The organism is Vreelandella sp. F11, from assembly GCF_042466685.1.
In the GTDB taxonomy this organism is placed as follows: Bacteria; Pseudomonadota; Gammaproteobacteria; order Pseudomonadales; family Halomonadaceae; genus Vreelandella.
On sequence record NZ_CP170448.1, the window covers coordinates 281170 to 298264 of the forward strand.

The 17095-nt window shown below is 57.8% G+C and carries 16 protein-coding genes and 1 tRNA gene; 10 read left to right on the forward strand and 7 right to left on the reverse strand.

Annotation, left to right across the window (positions count from 1 at the left end):
• The first annotated feature begins 4 nt into the window (after positions 1-4).
• Positions 5-1192 (forward strand): glycosyl transferase, encoded by a 1188-nt coding sequence (locus tag ACFIOZ_RS01370; protein WP_386081729.1) that lies wholly within the window; start codon positions 5-7, stop codon positions 1190-1192.
• On the opposite strand, the gene ACFIOZ_RS01375 is transcribed toward ACFIOZ_RS01370, so the two are convergent.
• A complete protein-coding gene (locus ACFIOZ_RS01375; RefSeq protein WP_386081731.1) occupies positions 1183-2058 on the reverse strand; it encodes a glycosyltransferase family 2 protein in 876 nt (291 codons plus the stop codon). The two genes, ACFIOZ_RS01370 and ACFIOZ_RS01375, sit on opposite strands and share 10 nt — an antisense overlap.
• Positions 2055-4139: an HAD-IIB family hydrolase gene (locus tag ACFIOZ_RS01380; RefSeq protein ID WP_386081733.1), complete on the reverse strand. Its 2085-nt coding sequence runs from the start codon at positions 4137-4139 to the stop codon at positions 2055-2057. The genes ACFIOZ_RS01375 and ACFIOZ_RS01380 overlap by 4 nt, the downstream gene beginning before the upstream one ends.
• 40 nt (positions 4140-4179) lie before the next feature.
• On the opposite strand from ACFIOZ_RS01380, the gene ACFIOZ_RS01385 reads away from it, so the two are divergent.
• Positions 4180-5247, forward strand: coding sequence for a glycosyltransferase family 4 protein (locus ACFIOZ_RS01385; protein WP_386081734.1), 1068 nt, complete (start codon positions 4180-4182; stop codon positions 5245-5247).
• Between the two features lie 30 nt (positions 5248-5277).
• Entirely contained in the window at positions 5278-6060 is a 783-nt protein-coding gene (locus ACFIOZ_RS01390; RefSeq protein ID WP_386081736.1) for a TSUP family transporter, read from the forward strand.
• Between the two features lie 20 nt (positions 6061-6080).
• Here the strand turns inward: ACFIOZ_RS01390 and ACFIOZ_RS01395 are convergent, their stop codons facing one another.
• The 3 genes from ACFIOZ_RS01395 to ispB form a co-directional block, all read right to left on the reverse strand.
• Positions 6081-7307 (reverse strand): MFS transporter, encoded by a 1227-nt coding sequence (locus ACFIOZ_RS01395; RefSeq protein ID WP_386081738.1) that lies wholly within the window; start codon positions 7305-7307, stop codon positions 6081-6083.
• Between the two features lie 633 nt (positions 7308-7940).
• Positions 7941-8017 (reverse strand) — tRNA-Pro (locus ACFIOZ_RS01400).
• A gap of 100 nt (positions 8018-8117) precedes the next feature.
• On the reverse strand, positions 8118-9122 hold the full coding sequence (gene ispB, locus ACFIOZ_RS01405) for an octaprenyl diphosphate synthase (RefSeq protein WP_088702137.1): 1005 nt from the start codon (positions 9120-9122) through the stop codon (positions 8118-8120).
• 334 nt (positions 9123-9456) lie between these two features.
• On the opposite strand from ispB, the gene rplU reads away from it, so the two are divergent.
• From rplU to proB, 4 genes are all read left to right on the forward strand, one after another.
• Complete coding sequence (gene rplU, locus ACFIOZ_RS01410; protein ID WP_022520761.1) at positions 9457-9768, forward strand: 50S ribosomal protein L21; 312 nt, start codon at positions 9457-9459, stop codon at positions 9766-9768.
• 29 nt (positions 9769-9797) lie between these two features.
• Positions 9798-10055: a 50S ribosomal protein L27 gene (gene rpmA / locus ACFIOZ_RS01415; RefSeq protein WP_008957069.1), complete on the forward strand. Its 258-nt coding sequence runs from the start codon at positions 9798-9800 to the stop codon at positions 10053-10055.
• A 169-nt stretch (positions 10056-10224) separates the two neighbouring features.
• Positions 10225-11412 carry an Obg family GTPase CgtA gene (gene cgtA, locus ACFIOZ_RS01420; RefSeq protein WP_088702139.1) on the forward strand — a complete coding sequence of 396 codons (1188 nt, stop codon included), beginning with the start codon at positions 10225-10227 and terminating at the stop codon, positions 11410-11412.
• A 179-nt stretch (positions 11413-11591) separates the two neighbouring features.
• A complete protein-coding gene (gene proB, locus ACFIOZ_RS01425) occupies positions 11592-12731 on the forward strand; it encodes a glutamate 5-kinase (RefSeq protein ID WP_386081741.1) in 1140 nt (379 codons plus the stop codon).
• A gap of 17 nt (positions 12732-12748) precedes the next feature.
• Here the strand turns inward: proB and ACFIOZ_RS01430 are convergent, their stop codons facing one another.
• The gene (locus tag ACFIOZ_RS01430; RefSeq protein WP_386083969.1) at positions 12749-13744 is read right to left on the reverse strand and encodes a DUF1853 family protein; all 996 of its coding nucleotides are present in this window, start codon (positions 13742-13744) and stop codon (positions 12749-12751) included.
• A gap of 219 nt (positions 13745-13963) precedes the next feature.
• Positions 13964-14440, reverse strand: coding sequence for a PepSY domain-containing protein (locus ACFIOZ_RS01435; RefSeq protein WP_211594884.1), 477 nt, complete (start codon positions 14438-14440; stop codon positions 13964-13966).
• 146 nt (positions 14441-14586) lie between these two features.
• Here ACFIOZ_RS01435 and ACFIOZ_RS01440 point away from each other — a divergent pair, with 146 nt between their 5' ends.
• The 3 genes from ACFIOZ_RS01440 (at position 14587) to ACFIOZ_RS01450 (ending at position 17082) form a co-directional block, all read left to right on the forward strand.
• A complete protein-coding gene (locus tag ACFIOZ_RS01440) occupies positions 14587-14955 on the forward strand; it encodes a PepSY domain-containing protein (protein ID WP_386081742.1) in 369 nt (122 codons plus the stop codon).
• A gap of 79 nt (positions 14956-15034) precedes the next feature.
• A complete protein-coding gene (locus ACFIOZ_RS01445) occupies positions 15035-15709 on the forward strand; it encodes a response regulator transcription factor (RefSeq protein WP_088702144.1) in 675 nt (224 codons plus the stop codon).
• The gene (locus tag ACFIOZ_RS01450) at positions 15706-17082 is read left to right on the forward strand and encodes an ATP-binding protein (RefSeq protein WP_386081745.1); all 1377 of its coding nucleotides are present in this window, start codon (positions 15706-15708) and stop codon (positions 17080-17082) included. Before ACFIOZ_RS01445 ends, ACFIOZ_RS01450 begins: the two co-directional genes overlap by 4 nt.
• Positions 17083-17095 lie beyond the last annotated feature (13 nt).

Here is a 17095-nt window from a genome sequence, read left to right on the forward strand (position 1 = left end):
CGTCATGAAGAAGCCCATCAGCTTTTTTGTTCACCATCAGGGGCGCGGCCATGCGCGGCGCACCATGGCGATTATCCGCCAGTTTTCGGCCGACCGCCCAGTCAGCGTGATGACGGCGGATCCTTCGCTGTTTGATGGTTTCGAGCGCGAGATTGAGCTTGTACCGTTGCCTGACATGATCGGCGCAGAAGTGCCCACCCAGGCATTGTTTGACCAGCCCACGCCTTCGGTTATGCACTGTGTGCCCATGGGCGTGGTCGAAATGCGCCAGACCATGCGGCGCATTCTGGATCATCTGGACGATAGCGACGCCGGACTATTTGTCATTGATGTCTCGGCGGAGCTGGCGCTGCTGTCGCGTATCGCGAGTATTCCAGCGGTCAAGGTTCGCATGCACGGCGACCGTAACGACCCGGGGCACCTGGGCGCGTATGAGGCGTGCGTCGGCATGTTGGCGCCCTATGATGAGCGCCTTGAGCAGGACGATTACCCTAGCCACCTGCGCCAAAAGACGTTTTACACGGGAGGGCTGTGTACCACCGCCGCCGAGATACCTGAACGCGTCGAAGCACGCCGCCGACTGGGGCTCGACCCGAACCGGGAAATCGTTTTAGTGCTTACTGGAGGCGGCGGCTCGGGCACCCCCTATGCGCCGTTGACCGTGGCAGCGCGTGCCGCGCCTAATACATTGTTCGTGACAATTGGCCCGCTGCATCGGGAGGGTCACGAAACCGATTTTGCCAACCTGATCAACGTTGGCTGGGTCGATAACGTGGTGGATTACCTGGCAGCCAGCGATAGCGTGCTAGCGTCCGCTGGTGACAATACCGTACATGAAATCGCCATGTTGAAACGCCCCTATATCGTGGCGCCGGAGTGGCGCTACTTCGGCGAGCAGACCCGCAAAGCCGAACGGCTGGCGGAGCTGGATGCAGCGGTCAACATGGCCGTCTGGCCCGGCGACTATGCCGGCTGGCAGGCAGTGTTAGAAAAAGCCCGGGGGCTGGATGTCAGTGTGCTGGCCGAGCTGTATAGCGCGGACGCCGCCCGGCATGCAGCCGAGTGGCTGGAAGCCTGCGTTGACCGGCTCTGGGCAGGGGTGCCCACCGCAACCTCTTCAGGGAGTCGGTCTGCTAAACGCCTGGTCGCCGAGTTTGCCACTCAGGTCGCGGCGTCTGAAGTTCAGCCATAACGGGCGCTGGCAGGTAGGCGCGCGGCAGCAATCTCCTCCTGGGTGGGGTGCCTAACGATCTCGATGACCTCTGCTACCGGCGACCAGCGAATGGCGCCGGCTTCGTGAAACTGGTTTAGCCAGTACTCCATGCACCACTGCTCCCAGCGTGCGTAAAAGCGCCTCGCGTTGGCAATAATCGCCTCGAAGTGCGGCCAGGGTGGGGCATACATCGGGTGGTGCTGGTGCCAGGCAAGCGCACCGCCCAACCAGTAGAGCGGCACGTTGGCCGCTGCCAGTCGCCAGGCGTAGTCGGTCTCCTCTCCGCCGTACCCCCTGTACTCTTCATCCATGCCGCCCGCGCGATGGTGATCCTGGCGCATCAGAGCAAATGAGAGCCCCCAAAGATTGCCATGGTCAGGCTCATGTCGTATCTCATCGTCTTCAATGGCTGGACGCGCCGGGTGGCGTTCGCCCAGGGCGGCTAGGCGCGCAAGATCCAATGTACCGTCTACGCCGTGGCGCACCGCGTCTGCGGGCAGGTAGTGCACTTCGCTGATATAGAGCGCTGGTCGTTGGATAAGCGCTTCACGGTAGCGCGCAACCAGCGTGGGTGAGGCGATGCAGTCAACATCCAGAAATATCAGCGCATCAAAAGCGGCGGCATTGACCGCTTCGTTACGCGCCTTGGCCAACGGCAGGGCATCGCCTTCAACCATGATGTGACGAACCGGGAAATGCGTTTTGGGTAGGTCTGTTTCGACTTCGGGCTGCATCCAGGCAATCACCAACTCGTCCGGTTGCTGCGTCTGGGCTTCCAGGCTCAGCATGAGGTTGACCAGATGTTCGTGGCGGTTTCTAACCAGCGTCAAAGCGCTTACCTTCATGCCGCGCCCCCCATTTTTTGTCGGCGCTGAAAGTGCTGAACGCCCTCAATAACGCCCATGGCGTGGCGTGCGCGGGCAGTGTAGACGTGGGCCACTTCGGGCCCGTCCAGTAGCCCATCGCAGTGGTTGGCCACCGCGATAGAGCAGGGCACCGAGCGCAGCATATCCAGGTCATTACCCGAGTCGCCTGCAACATAAAGCGACTGTGGATCAATATGCAGACGTTTGCGCACATGCTCGACGGCCTGACCCTTGGATGCTTCAACAGGCAGTATATCTACATAGCGGCTATGGCTTTGGATCACCGTGCCCGCTAGGCCGCGCTTTTTTAGATGTGTCTGGATACGTGCAATCAGCGTTGGGTCACCATCGCTGAAGTAGCTGAGTTTATGGCGGCGCTGTTCAAGCGACCCTTGGGGCGTCAGTTCAGTCATATCTCTCAGAGCCTGCTCTAATGCTTCCTGCTGCCAGCACCGATCAATCCGCGCTGACCACTCCACATCCTGCTGGTAAGTCACGCCGTTTGGGTCGCGGTAGTAAATCTCTGAGCCCACCGACGAAATGATCACCTGGGGGGCGGGGATGCCGACCTGTTCGAGAATCGACAGCGCGCTGTGAAAGCTGCGTCCGGTGGCAACGCCAAACCCCAGTGTGGGCTGTGCTTCGTACCACTGGTTAAAGGCGCGTATGCCTTCGGGCGATCCGGTAAGCGTATTATCGATATCGCAGATCAGCAGAGACTTGGGCTGCACCGGGTCAAGGGTTGGCTGGGTGAAGCGGGCGAGCAGGTCGTGGTAGCACTGAGTATGGCGCTGCCAGTCGTAGCACTTGACAGCCTCCTGGCCGTTGTCGGCCATGCGCTGCCAGCGTTCGGAATTCTGGAGCAGGTCAAGTGCCTGGCGGATGATCTCATCATGGTGACGGGGGTTGATGAGTACGCCGTTGTTACACTGTTCAATAATATCGCTGGGGCCGCCGCTGTCGGTGGCAATCAGCGGCAGGCCCGCCGCCGAGGCTTCCAGCAAGGTCAGTCCAAACGGCTCGTTGAGCGCCGGGTTGATGAATATGCCGCACCGTTCACGTGCCCAGGCGTACAGCGCAGGGATATCTGCGGGGGAGTGATGCTTGGGGTAGGCCACGTGACCATAGAGATTGTAGTCATCAATTAGCGTTAAAATCTCATGGAGGTTATCGGCAAGTTCGGGCTCTAGCGCATCAATATGTTCGCGTACGCCTGCCACAATCACCAGATTGGCAAGCTGCTGCAGCGCTTTACTCTGCCCATAGGCCGATACCAGTGCCGCCAGATTTTTACGGGTAACGGGACGGGCAATAGCTAGCAGTACGGGTTTGCTGGGGTCGGTCAAAAAGGGTTGCATCATCGCTTCAATAGCGGGTGTTGAAGAGGCGCCAGTAAAATCATCCAGATGGCTGCCGGGCGGAATAACGCGGATGCGGCCAGTATCATAGTGCAGGTAATCGGCGTACTGAACCTCAGCCTCATCGCGGGAGCTGGCGATGATCAGGGTGGCATCACGAATGGCGCGCTCTTCAAAGGTGATGCGGCGCTGCAGAGACTGCTGGGTTGAGTTATCGAGGCCAGGCTGGCCGGTGGCCAGGCATTTCAGCTTGCATCGCCCCAGCGAGTGGGCAGTGAATACGAACGGAATGGCATAGCGAGCGCTGATTTCAGCGGCCACTTCGCCCGCATCGGCGTAGTGGGCGTGCAGAACGTCAGGCGGCTTGGGTAGGCTTCCCAGCCACTCTTCAAAGGCGGCAATAAACGAAGGAAGTTCCTGCCAGAGTGCTTCCTTGGGCAGGTAATTGGCGCACGCGGTAGGCAGGCGCACCAAGGTAATTTTCGGGCTGATCACCTCCACTGGGCAGGTATAATCTACCCGGCTAAACTCACTGGCGAAGGCGCGGGTCACCAGCGTAATACGCTCGACGGCCGGATCCTGTTCGGAAGCCTCGACCAGCTCAAGCAGGTAGCGGATATGGCCGCCGGTATCGGCCGTAATGCCATATTCGATATCGCTGCCGCGCAGGCAGCCCTGTAATGCCAGATGTACGATATGCATGTCGTGAATTCCTTTTCACCTGATGGGGTGTCCCCAATCTATGCTTCAGAAACAGCGTTTACGCATTGCCCAGGTTGCCCCCGTCATCTTTCCAACCCCGCCGGTGGATAACGGAGGCACCGAGCGCATTGTCTACGACCTAACCGAAGCGCTGGTGGCCATGGGCCATGAGGTCACGCTGATAGCCCCTTCCGACAGCCAAACATCGGCGCGCCACCTGCCAACCTCGCCAAGCCTGAGCCGCTGGCAGCAGTTACGTGATAACGTGCCGCCAGGCGTGCCGGGCGTTCTAGAGGCGCTGGCGCTGGAACGCTTGCGTCAGCATTTGGATGAGTTCGATATCATCCACTGCCATGGTGAGTTCTGCCACGCGGCGCTGCTGGGCGAGCGCCGTCGTCATAGTGTAACGACCGTGCACTGGCGCGTTGATGAGCTGGATAGGCAGCTTTTTTTCGAGGGATTTCCCGATTTGCCGGTAGCCTCCATCTCAAAAGCCCAGGGCGCCGCACTGCCTGAGAACAATCACCTGGGTACGGTTTACCACGGCCTTGATGCCCGGCGCTTTAATATAGGTAAAGGTTCAGGAGAATATTTGGCCTTTATTGGCCGTATGACAGACCAAAAACGCCCCGACCGGGCCATTGCCGTGGCGCGCGCCACGGGCTATCCGCTACGCCTGGCGGGTGGCATCGATGTGGGCAACCCTGGCTGGTTTGACCGCCATGTGGCGCCCGAGCTTGATGAGTGCATGCAGCATGTGGGTGTGGTCAATGATCAACAAAAGCAGGTATTTCTGGGCGAGGCGGCCGCGCTACTGTTCCCCATTGACTGGCCCGAACCCTTCGGGCTGGTGATGATCGAGGCCATGGCCTGTGGCACGCCGGTCATTGCCTGGCGAAACGGCTCGGTGGAGGAGATTATCGAAGAGGGCGTCAGCGGCTTTATCGTCGACACCCACGAAGAGGCAGTGGAGGCGGTTAAACGCCTGCCAGCGCTTGAGCGGCACCGTGTTCGCGAGGTGTTTCTTGAACGTTTTACCGCATCCCGCATGGCCGAGGATTACGTAAAACTTTATAAAACGTTATTAGCCGGTGAGTACCGCCAATAACTATTCATAACGACGAAACCAAGTGACCCAATGACAGACCTACTCTGGTACCAGTATGCGCTAATCGGTTTGATTTTTGCCTGGAGCGGTTTCGTGCGCACCAGCCTTGGGTTTGGTGGCGCGGTGCTGGCGCTGCCTTTTTTACTCTTGGTGACCAATCAACCCCTGGTGTTCTTACCGATTATTGCTATCCACCTGCTCATTTTCTCCAGCTGGATCGCGTGGAACGGGCATCGCCAACTGCAGAAAGAGAGTAGCGCCACACGCCCTGCGGAGAGCAATATTGATTGGGCATATCTACGCAAAGCCCTGAAAATCATGATCATCCCCAAGCTGATTGGGGTGGTGGGGCTGTTAACGCTTCCTGCCCAGGTCATGACCAGCATCATTTTCGGCATTGTGTTCATCTATGCCATTGGCTATGTGCTGAACCGGCCATTCAAAAGCAAGAACAAGTACGTGGATTACGTGCTGCTGGCGCTGGGCGGCTATGTCAGCGGCACCTCGCTGATTGGTGCGCCTTTGATTGTGGCGGTGTTCGCTGCACATGTGGCCAAAGAGCAACTGCGGGATACCATGTTCGTGCTGTGGTTTATCCTGGTGGTGATCAAGATGGTCTCGTTCCTGATCGCGGGGGTCGATCTACAGCTAATCCACCAACTGTGGCTGCTGCCCTGTGCTTTTATTGGCCATTTGGCAGGCGAGAAAGCCCACCGCTATATGCTCAAAGCGGACACCGGGCTGTTCTTCCGTGTGCTGGGGGCGGTGCTGATATTGGTCAGCGTGGTGGGGTTGATTCATCCACCCGGCTAGCGGGTGGCGGGCGCCACCCTTTAAAGCTTGCTGTCCGCTTGTAGCGTTGTTTTGCCCAGAATGATCAGTACGACCGCCAACACTCCGCACACGACCGCCATGGCGGTAAACACATTGCGCAGCGAGTCCAGCCAAATCACCGCCGGGGAGACTACCACTGGGGAGATAAACTGGCCAAAAAAGAAGGTCGAGGTAAAACCACCAAATACCCGGCCGCGTACTCGCTGAGGCGTGATTCGCATCAGCCAGGTGGTGGTATTGGGCATAAAGGCCCCCAGGCCGAAACCGGAAATAGCCGCGCCGACGATGGCCATGGCGTAACTCTGGGTGAACCCAACGATCAAAAAGCCAGCGGCCGCCAGCAGGAACCCTAAAACGTATATCGTCATCACCGACAGAAACGGTTTGTAGTAGCCGTAGCAAAACGCCACGATACTGGCCGTTAGGGCCGTCATTGAAAGTGCGATGCCGATTGCCATACCACTGATCTGACCCTGCTGAGAGAGTAAAAAGGGCAGTTGGGCGGGAAACATATAAAACATTGCCATGCTGATCATGGCGATCAGGTAGGCAAGGCCAGTGCGCCCAATATCCACCTTCACCGGTGCACCGTCTGTATCAGCGCTTACGCTACCGCTGGATTTGGGTTCTTGAAGAATCGCCCAGGCGTAGGGCAGCAGCAAAACGCCAGTAATATAGAGTAGAAATGGGCCGCGCCAGCTCCAGTCGGAAAGTATCCCGCCCAGATTGATAAAGATCACCCCGCCCAGTGCCATGCAGCTACTTTGTAGCCCCAAGAAGCGGGCGCGTTCGGTGCTATCGAAATAATCCCCCACCAGTGTGGTGCTAATGCTAAGAATACCCGCCACCGCTATTCCCATCAGTGCCCGCGAGCTTAGCAGCAGATCCACTCGGTCAATGAAAAAGCCCGAGACACCGGCAAAACCGTAGATGCCCAGCATCATCAGCAGCAATTTTTTGCGCCCAAACCGGTCAGCCAAGTAGCCCATCAGCGGGCTAAACAGCGTAATCATCAGCGCAGGAATGGTCAGGATTAGCTGAATCAGTACTTGAGGCTGATCAGGAAAGTGGCGGCTAATGCCCGGCAGCGCAGGCGCAATGATCGCCCCCGACATCACGGTCATGGTGCTGGCAAAAAGGAGAACGGCCTTAATATGAGCTAAATGGCTAATGATTGGCTTCCACATTAAAAGAAAAAGGGAGAGGGACAAGCAAATGTTAATCATAGCATGCTTGTTAGCAGGCTAGTTATTGTCTATTCCGACGACGCGCTTTATCAGGCTAAACGGAGTGGGCGTGATCGCATCAACGGCCTGTAGGGTGACCCTGACCAAACATAACTCCCCTGGCCTGTTGTACAGCGCAAGCGATATCCGCCACATCATATCGTGTCATGCCGTTTCATTCTGTGGCGGCTTTTTTCCGCGCCTGCAGGTATACCCCCGCTCCGTGACATTGTGGGTCACTTCGTCAAAGATCCTAGTCATAAAGTTGTAAGAGATTTCTTACAAATATTGTCGGCAATGTCTTACATAAACGGGATCATTTATCTGTCATGCTGCCTAGGACGCTTGGATGCGCGAGCTGGAAGGAATCAGCTTTTCTGTAAGGAGACGGATACCAAAAACCCTCGGCCATTGGATGGTCGGGGGTTATATTTTTTAAAACAGGCGTAATGGTTGCCGTTCTTATCCTGGCGTAGGCGGTAGGTGAAGCGGGTGAGCTTTTGCGATGACATTGCCATTAGCTACCTCCCTTCCAATGTTTTTATTTTGCTACCTATTTGCTACCTAGAACCGCGACCAACAAAAAACGGCCACTTGCTGATTTAGCTAAGTGGCCGTTTTTTCTGGAATTTTTGGTCGGAATAGCAGGATTCGAACCTACGACCTCTGCCTCCCGAAGGCAGCGCTCTACCAAGCTGAGCTATATTCCGAAGGTTGCCGAACAATGCTTATCTGTGCTCAACAACGGAGGTGGATCATACTTAGCCAGAGGTGTTTTTTCAAGTCCTCGGCGGTGTGATCTAGCAATTTTTATGCTTGGCGATCAACCGCTAAGCGGGCCAACTGGGCCATGCTGTCGCGGTAGGCGCTGGGCGGTAGGGCGTCCAACTGCTGAAGGGCTTTGTCGGCCATCTCTTCGGCGCGCTGGCGGGTATAGTCGAGTGCGCCGGTGGCGTGAATAATGTCCAGTACGGCGTCGAGCTGCTCAAGTCCGCCATCGCGAATCACCTGGCGAATCAGCTTGGCCTGTTCCGGCGTGCCTTGCTCCATGGCGTGGATCAGCGGCAGTGTCGGCTTGCCCTCGGCTAGGTCGTCGCCCACGTTTTTACCCATGGCATCGGCGTCGCCCTGGTAATCCAGCAGGTCATCAATCAACTGAAAGGCAAGACCTAAGTAGCGGCCATAATACTGGAGTGCGCGCTCCTGTTCCGGCGTTGCCTCTGCCAGCACGGCACCGCTGTGGGAAGCCGCTTCAAACAGCATGGCGGTTTTGCCCAAAATGGTCTCGAAGTAATCTTCCTCTGAGATGCTGGGGTTGCCGATGTTGGTTAACTGCAGCACTTCGCCTTCCGCAATGATGCAGGTAGCGCCGGACAGGATCGCCATGATGCGCATCGAGCCCACATCGACCATCATCTGAAACGAGCGCGCGTAGAGGAAGTCGCCGACCAGTACCGACGGCGCATTGCCCCAGGCGTCGTTGGCGGTTTTCTTGCCCCGGCGCATATGCGACTCATCCACCACGTCGTCGTGGAGCAGCGTGGAGGTGTGCATAAACTCAATCAATGTAGCCAGCGGGATATGCTTGTCGCCGGTATAGCCGAGTGAGCGGGCGGCCAGGAGTGCCAATAAAGGGCGCAGGCGCTTGCCGCCGCTTTCGGTAATGTATTGGCCGATCGTTTCAACCAAGGGCACTTTAGAGTTGAGCTGCTCGACAATTGTCCGGTTGACGGCTGCAAAATCATCGGCCACCACGGCGTGCAGCGGTGAAGGCGTTGGGCTGTCAGGCTGTGCTGAGGAGACGTTAGCGGTCATGGGTTACGTTCATCGCGGCAGATTGAGGCGGTAAGTCCCGCCCATAATGGGGGTCATGCTATGGGGCTGCCTGTTAGGCGTCAAGACACGCACTGTGGCCGCACTATTATATGTCTTTATAAACGGAGGGTAGTGACAATTGACAACGGCCTGTGGTCTTGTGGTAAGAGAAGATAGTCGTTATAATCCGCGACCCACTCATCTTGCTCCCTGTCAGATGGCTCCAAAAGGGGCGCCACTCGCAGCAGGTCGATAAGAGCACGACTCGAAAGAGCGTAGGAGATGAGTGCCGTTTAAACGTTAGAACGGCATTAACGACAGTCCGGAGAGCGACATGTACGCAGTTATCAAAAGCGGTGGTAAGCAGTACCGCGTTCAAGAAGGTCAAACCCTCAAGCTCGAGAAAATCGAAGTCGCAACCGGCGAAACGATTGAGTTTGACGAAGTGCTGATGGTCGCTGACGGCGATGATTTCAACATCGGTGCGCCGATGATCAGTGGTGCTAAAGTCTCTGCCGAAGTGGTTTCCCACGGCCGTGGCGATAAAGTCACCATCATCAAGTTCCGTCGTCGTAAGCACCACATGAAGCGTCAGGGCCACCGCCAGTGGTTCACTGAAGTCAAAATTACCGGAATTTCTGCGTAAGCGGTCAATTCCCTTAGGAGGATTTTGCAATGGCACATAAAAAGGCAGCAGGCTCCACGCGTAACGGTCGCGATTCCGAGTCCAAACGCTTAGGTGTAAAACTCTTCGGTGGCCAAGCGGCGACTGCGGGTAACATCATCGTGCGTCAGCGCGGCACGCGTTTTCACGCGGGCACAGGCGTTGGCCTTGGTCGTGACCACACGCTGTTCGCACTGAGCGACGGTTTTGTGAAGTTTGAGACCAAAGGCCCGAAAAACCGCAAGTTCGTTAGCATCGTTTCTGCCTAAGCGGCTAGAGCTATGCTCGCGGTTGCGAGAGAAAAAGCCCCGCTATGGCGGGGCTTTTTTGTCGGTCAAATCTCTTTTCCAAATATGCTTTTTCATCATGCAGGTGGAAATACAGGGTTGGAAAAAAAGCAGTGCATATTAGGGCGGCGGAAGCGGCCGGGAGAATCCAATGCAGTTCGTCGATGAAGCCTCGATTATTGTTGAGGCGGGCAAAGGCGGCAATGGCTGTCTGAGCTTTCGCCGCGAAAAATATGTGCCCAGGGGCGGCCCCGACGGGGGCGATGGCGGTCACGGTGGCAGCGTTTACCTGATTGGTGACGATGCCCTTAATACCCTGATCGATTTTAAATTCCAGCGCTTCTATAAAGCCCAGAATGGGCAGGGCGGCATGGGTCGTCAAATGAGCGGTAAGGCCGGCGAAGATTTGCACGTCAAAGTGCCGGTGGGCACCACGGTGATCGATGAAGATACCCTGGAAGTCATTGCCGATGTCACCGAAATCGGTCAGGTGGTGCTGGTAGGCGAAGGTGGTCGGCGTGGGTTGGGTAATATCCACTTTAAATCCTCGACCAACCGTGCACCGCGTCGCACGACACCAGGCACCGAAGGTGACCGCCGTAACCTGCGCCTGGAAATGAAGGTAATGGCCGATGTGGGCCTACTGGGCATGCCCAACGCGGGTAAATCGACGCTGATTCGCTCGGTGTCTGCCGCCAAGCCCAAGGTCGCCAACTACCCGTTCACCACCTTAGTGCCCAACTTGGGCGTGGTAAAACTGGGGATGCACGAGCACTTCGTGATGGCCGATGTACCGGGCTTGATCGAAGGGGCGTCAGACGGTGCCGGTTTGGGGTTGCGCTTCTTGAAGCACCTTACCCGTACGCGACTGCTGTTCCACGTGGTCGACGTCGCGCCGTTTGATGAGTCTGACCCGGTTGAAGCAGCCAAGGCGATTGTCCATGAACTGGGGCAGTTCTCTCCGGCGCTTTCTGAGCGGCCACGCTGGCTGGTGCTGAACAAGTTTGACCTGTTGCCGGAAGATGAGCGTGAAGAGCGCGCCCAGAAGATTATTCAGGCGCTCAACTGGGAAGGCCCGGTATTCCGCATTTCGGCGATCAGCAGCGACGGCACCGATAAATTGGTGCAGGCGGCCTACCGCTGGTTGACCGAACAGCGCCGTCTTGAGAACGAAGATGAAGAAGCGCTGGCCCGTGAGGAAGAGATGCGCCGCCGCATGGAAGAGGAGTCGGTCGCACGTACGGAAGCGCGTCTGGGTCGTCGGCGTAAGCGTGACGATGAAGATGACGAAGACTTCGACGATGATGATTATGATGTTGAAGTCGAGTACGCCCCTTAGTGATATTGAGCGGGTGCACTCGGTAGTCAGTAAAGTAGTAAGCTTAAAAGAGGCTGCGTTCACGCGGCCTCTTTTATGGGTGTCTGATCAAGTGGTAAGTATATGATTAAGTTGCCAGTGTCTGATGTGGCGGTGAGTATCTGATTAAGCTGTCAGCGCCTGATTGAGGGGGGGGTCGCATGGAAAGTAACGAGCAAATCCTGGGCCGCAGCGCGCTAAGCCGTGCACGGCGGGTCGTTGTAAAGATTGGCAGTGCGCTGCTGACTAACGATGGCCGCGGCCTGGATGAACCTGCCATCGGTGGCTGGGTGGATCAAATTGCCGCCTTGCACCAGCAGGGGGTAGAAGTGGTACTGGTCTCTTCCGGCGCCGTGGCGGCGGGCATGGTGCGTCTTGGCTGGCAGGTGCGCCCCAGCGCCGTGCACGAACTGCAGGCCGCCGCCGCGGTAGGTCAAAATGGCCTGACCCAGTGCTACGAGCAGCATTTTGCCCGTCACGGCATGCTCACCGCGCAGATTCTGCTTACCCATGACGACCTCTCCAATCGCAAGCGCTACCTGAATGCGCTCTCTGCGCTGCGTACGCTGGTAGAGATGCGCGTAGTGCCGGTGATCAATGAAAACGATACCGTGGTCACCGATGAGATTCGCTTTGGCGATAACGATACGCTTGGCGCACTGGTGGCTAACCTACTGGAAGCGGATGCGCTGCTGCTGCTGACCGACCAGGAAGGCTTGTTTGACGCCGACCCCCGCCACAACCCCAATGCCCAGATGATTGCTGAAGGGCGCGCCGACGACCCGCGCTTAGCCGCCGTGGCAGGCAGCGGTGGCGCGCTGGGTCGTGGTGGTATGACCACCAAGGTGCGTGCGGCGCAGTTGGCGGCGCGTTCCGGGGCGGTCACGGTGATTGCCAGTGGCCGCCAGCCTGACGTTATCAACCGGATAATGGCGGGCGAAGCGCTGGGCACGCTGCTGCGTCCTGACCAAGCGCCCATGGCGGCGCGCAAGCGCTGGCTGGCGGGACAACTGCAGGTGCGCGGCACGCTGGTGCTGGATGCGGGGGCGGTCAAAGTGCTGCGGGATAAAGGCTCTAGCCTGCTGGCAGTGGGTGTGCGCAGTGTTCAGGGCAGCTTTAAACGCGGCGATATGGTGGTGTGTGTGGATGAGCAGGGCGCGTCTGTGGCCAAAGGGTTGGTGAATTATGGTGCTGATGAAGCGCGCCAACTGGCGGGTCAGCCCAGTCACCAGATTGAGGCAATCCTTGGCTACGTAGAAGCCCATGAGCTGATCCATCGCGATAACCTAGTGGTTATCTAGGGGGCTCTGGCTGTTATTTAGTCGCGAACGCGGGGCGGCAGAGGCACTTGTCGAGGCCAGTCATCGGGCACTATAAATAGCCGCTGGTAGCGTTGTTCACTGTGCTCTCTCGTTGGGTAACACAGCATCACTTGCTGGGGGGAGCGCCAGGTATTGACCCGATCAATCACGATTGGCAGTACCTCTGCCGCAGGGCGAAAAACGCTGGCTGGCGGCGGTGCCAGCCAGTGGGGCTTTTCCAGCTCTATCATACTCGGCGTGGCGGAAAAGCTGGCTGACAAGGCCGGCCAGTCACGCAAGTAACACCAGATACCACGGCGATGATCTGCCGTCGCGCCTTCCGGCGCTGGCATAGCGGCATGCCAAGGGTAGTAAAGCACGCCGGGCATCGCCAGCCGCTGAGTTAACTGTTCGCCTAAACGCAGATCAGAACCACCCAAATCCCGTGGCGTAAGCCAATGCGCGAGGGTTTCCAGCGCGGGCGCCGTGGTGGAAAGGGGGAGTTGGTGACGTTGCAGATGAGTGCACTTAAGCGCCAGACTGTCTAACCCGCCGGGGCCGATCCAGCGGCTTTGGCTATTGGCTGCTCCAGGCCCTTCAGGCAGCCCCAGGTAGAACTTGATAGCGACTTCTAAATGAATCGGCGCCGGATTGTCGCGGGTTCTGTACAGCATATCCAGCTCGCCCAGGGTGTTGCGCTGTCGGGTGATGCGGACATTTCGGGCGAGCAATCGCGTATTGGGTGCGTGATCCAACAGCGTATGCCACAGGCGTTCATGGTAGTGCCCCATACGCGTCGCGCGGCTCCCATTCAGGGCCGTTAGCGGTGGTCGGCCAAGCTGACCCAGCCAGGGTAGTAGCGCACCCTCTAATCCCAGCTCTTTTCGCGTAGGCCGCCCTCCACAGGGAATCGGTGGCGGCAGCTCCACAAGGTCAGGTGTGGCGACCAGCCAGGCTAAGTCGCGTAGCACTGAACTCAATAGTGTAGAACTGAATAGCGCTGAATCGCCCAGCTCTGGCTTGCACGGCACTGAGTTGCCGGCTCCTAAAGCTAGCGCCGCCGAGCCGAGTTCTTCACTCTCCAGCGCACCGTTAACGCCTTCGTTCAGCACAGATCTCTCCTCAGCACCCTGATAAGGTCGGCACTATCAATTTAGCGACATGCTTTAGCAGCCTACCATAAACGCAACGGGCTCCCCGTGGGGAGCCCGCAAAGCGATTAGCTGGAAAAATTAATCGCGGTCAATTTGCGTCACTTCGGAAGAGCCCTGACGCACGCTGATCTCTAGCTCACGGCCATCTTCACCGCGGCCTTCAATATCGATGATGCCGCTTTTATCGATATCGAGATCTTCAAATTCAACCATACCCTCCTGGCTAGCCACATCCAGTGCTTGACGGATATCGTCTTCGCTCATACCCCAGGCACCGCTAATCAGGCGCTCACGTTTCTCTTGTAGGGTCTCACCGTTATCGAGTGAGAATTCCACGTCGGCGTACCACTCATCGTCCAGCCAACCTTCCACTTCTACGCGGCCACGGCTTTCAATGCTAACTTCTTCGTAGTGGCTGAAACCGTACTCATTGGTGTGGCTCAATACGTCATTAATGCGATCCATCGGCAGTGAATCGGCCTGGGCACTACCGGCAGCCACAGCAAGCAGCAGAGCAGAGGTCGGGATCAGCAGCATTTTTTTCATGGTGTTCATAGCAAATTCCTTCTTTACGTATCTGTACGAGAATGAATAAACGGCATTCAGCGAATGCGACAGTGGATTTATATCACCACGATACTTTCCTTAAGCTGACAAAGCTGTTCATCTAACGTTCATGTTGCCTTTGGCATGCTGACGCTATGAGTAAAATCCTACGCCACTTCAAAAAACTACTGCGCAGCGTCCCGCGTGGCCCTCGCCGCAACGTCACTGGGTTAACCTTGGTGCTGTTGCTGGCGGGTAGCGCGGTGGGCGACCAGCCTTGGGAGTCGCTACACGGCGAAGTGCACCGCGGCGAGGTCGTGCCCCTCGACACTATTTTGGATTGGCTGGAAGCTAACTACATCGGTGAAGTGTTGGAGGTTGAGGTGGAGCGCGAAGGGGGTTACGTCGAGTATGAGATCAAACTGCTCGGTCCCCAGGGCCAAGTCGTTGAGTTTGAGTTCGATGGCCATAACGGCCAGTTGATGTCGATAGAAGGCGTACGTATCAATGATATGCGCCGTTAATATGCCGGCTTGAAGCGCTCGATGACATCGTTACAGCATTACCAAACAAATTAGTCGATGAGAAAAGGGTCGTTAGCCGATGAAGTGTTTGCTGGTAGAGGATGACCAAGCGCTTGCCCGTGAACTTAGCCAAGCGTTGCGCGACGGAGATTGGCTGGTAGAGCATGCGGCGACTGGCCAGGAAGCCGATTTTCTGGTGCGTACAGAAGCCTACGACACGCTGATTTTGGATGTCGGTCTACCCGATGGTGATGGTACCCGCTGGCTTTCCGCCTGGCGGGAGGATGGTATCGACCTGCCGGTGCTGATCCTTACCGCCCGGGAGCGCTGGGCCGATAAAGCCGCGGGGTTTACTGCCGGAGCCGATGACTACGTCACCAAGCCGTTTGAACCAGCGGAAGTCCTATTTCGCCTGCGCGCCCTGGTGCGCCGCAGCCACGGCCATGCCCATCCGGTTCTGAAAGTGGGTGAGCTGAGTTTGGATACCCACACCCAGCACGTTACCTTGGCAGGTCGGCCAGTGGGGTTAACCGCCCAGGAGGCTCGCCTGCTCGGCTATTTAATGCACGCCGCCCCGCGGGTGGTGAGCCGCACCGAACTCTCGGAGCACGTTTACGACCGCGACCACGAGCCGGACTCCAACGTGATCGATGTTCAGGTCAGCCGCCTGCGCCGCAAGCTGGGCAGTTGGCGAATTGCCACCCTGCGTGGCCAGGGATACCGGCTATTAGCAGAAGAGCCTGCTAGCGAATGAGTCAAGATACCACCGCATGGAAAGATCGCTGGGCAAAACGTTCTATCAGCGTGCGGCTACTGCTGGCCGTACTAGTGATGGTGGGGCTGGCGCTGCCTGTTGCGGGCACGCTGCTCTCCCACCATTACCGCGCCTCAGCCACCCAGGCGTTCGACGAGCGTCTGGAGGCTACTCTCAACGTCATTATGGCGGGCGTTACCTATGACCGTGTAGAACAACAGCTTGTTCACGACCGGGCTCTGGGCGACCCGCGTTTTGACAACGTCTACTCCGGTTGGTACTGGCAAATCACCGATGGCGAGGAGAACACCCTGGCCTCGCGCTCGCTGTGGGATCAGCGCCTGCCGGTGATTGATAGCGACACCCTTAGCGCTCGCTCGATACCTGGCCCCAGGGGGCAATCGCTGCGCGTGGTGGAGCGCGATATCCATTTGGCGCCGTTAGAAGCGCCGCTCCATATTAGCGTCGCCGCCCGGGACGATGTGTTGACCCGCGATATTGGCGAATTTCAACGCCTGCTGTGGGGCGGTTTAGTCGGTCTGGGCGTGCTGTTACTTGGCGTATTGGCGCTCCAGGTACGCTGGGGGTTAGCGCCACTGCGCCGCATGCACGCCAACCTGCATGAGGTAGAGCAGGGGCGGGCCGAGCAGTTAGACACCCGCTTACCTGACGAGTTGGCGACGCTTGCCGCCTCAATGAACGCGGTGCTGGCACGCGATCAGCGCTTGATCGAGCGCGGCCGCCATACCGCTGGCAACCTAGCCCATGCGCTGAAAACCCCGCTGAGCGTGATGCGGCTGCAGCTACGCCAACTGCCGGAAGCGAACCGCGCCGCCTGGGAGGTTGAGCTAGAACGCGTGGATAGCGCGGTACGCCATCATCTGGCGCGGGCATCGGCAGCGGGTGAGGGGATACGCTTTGCGCCGATTGATTTACATGCCACCCTGGCGCCGCTGCTCAATGGGTTGGCCAGGCTTGCCCAGCGGCGTGGCATTGCGCTGCGCCAAACCTGGGCGGGTGAGATTAATGTGCATATGGATGGGCAGGATATCCAAGAGCTGGTGGGTAACCTAATGGATAACGCGCTGCGCTGGGCGCATAGCGATGTGCAGCTACAGGTAGAGAGTGAGGGGCAGCAGTTAACCTTGACCGTTAGCGACGATGGCCCAGGTATGTCGGAAGCAGAGTGCCAGCAGGCGGTGCAGCGCGGCAAACGGTTGGATGAACAGCGCTCGGGCAGTGGCTTGGGTTTGGCCATTGTGACTGACCTTGTCGCCCTGTACAGCGGCCATATGCACCTTAGCCGCGCCAGCACTGGCGGTTTAAGCGTGGCGGTGGCACTGCCCGTCGTCGCGCGTAATCGTCGCGTGTAAATAATGGAGACCG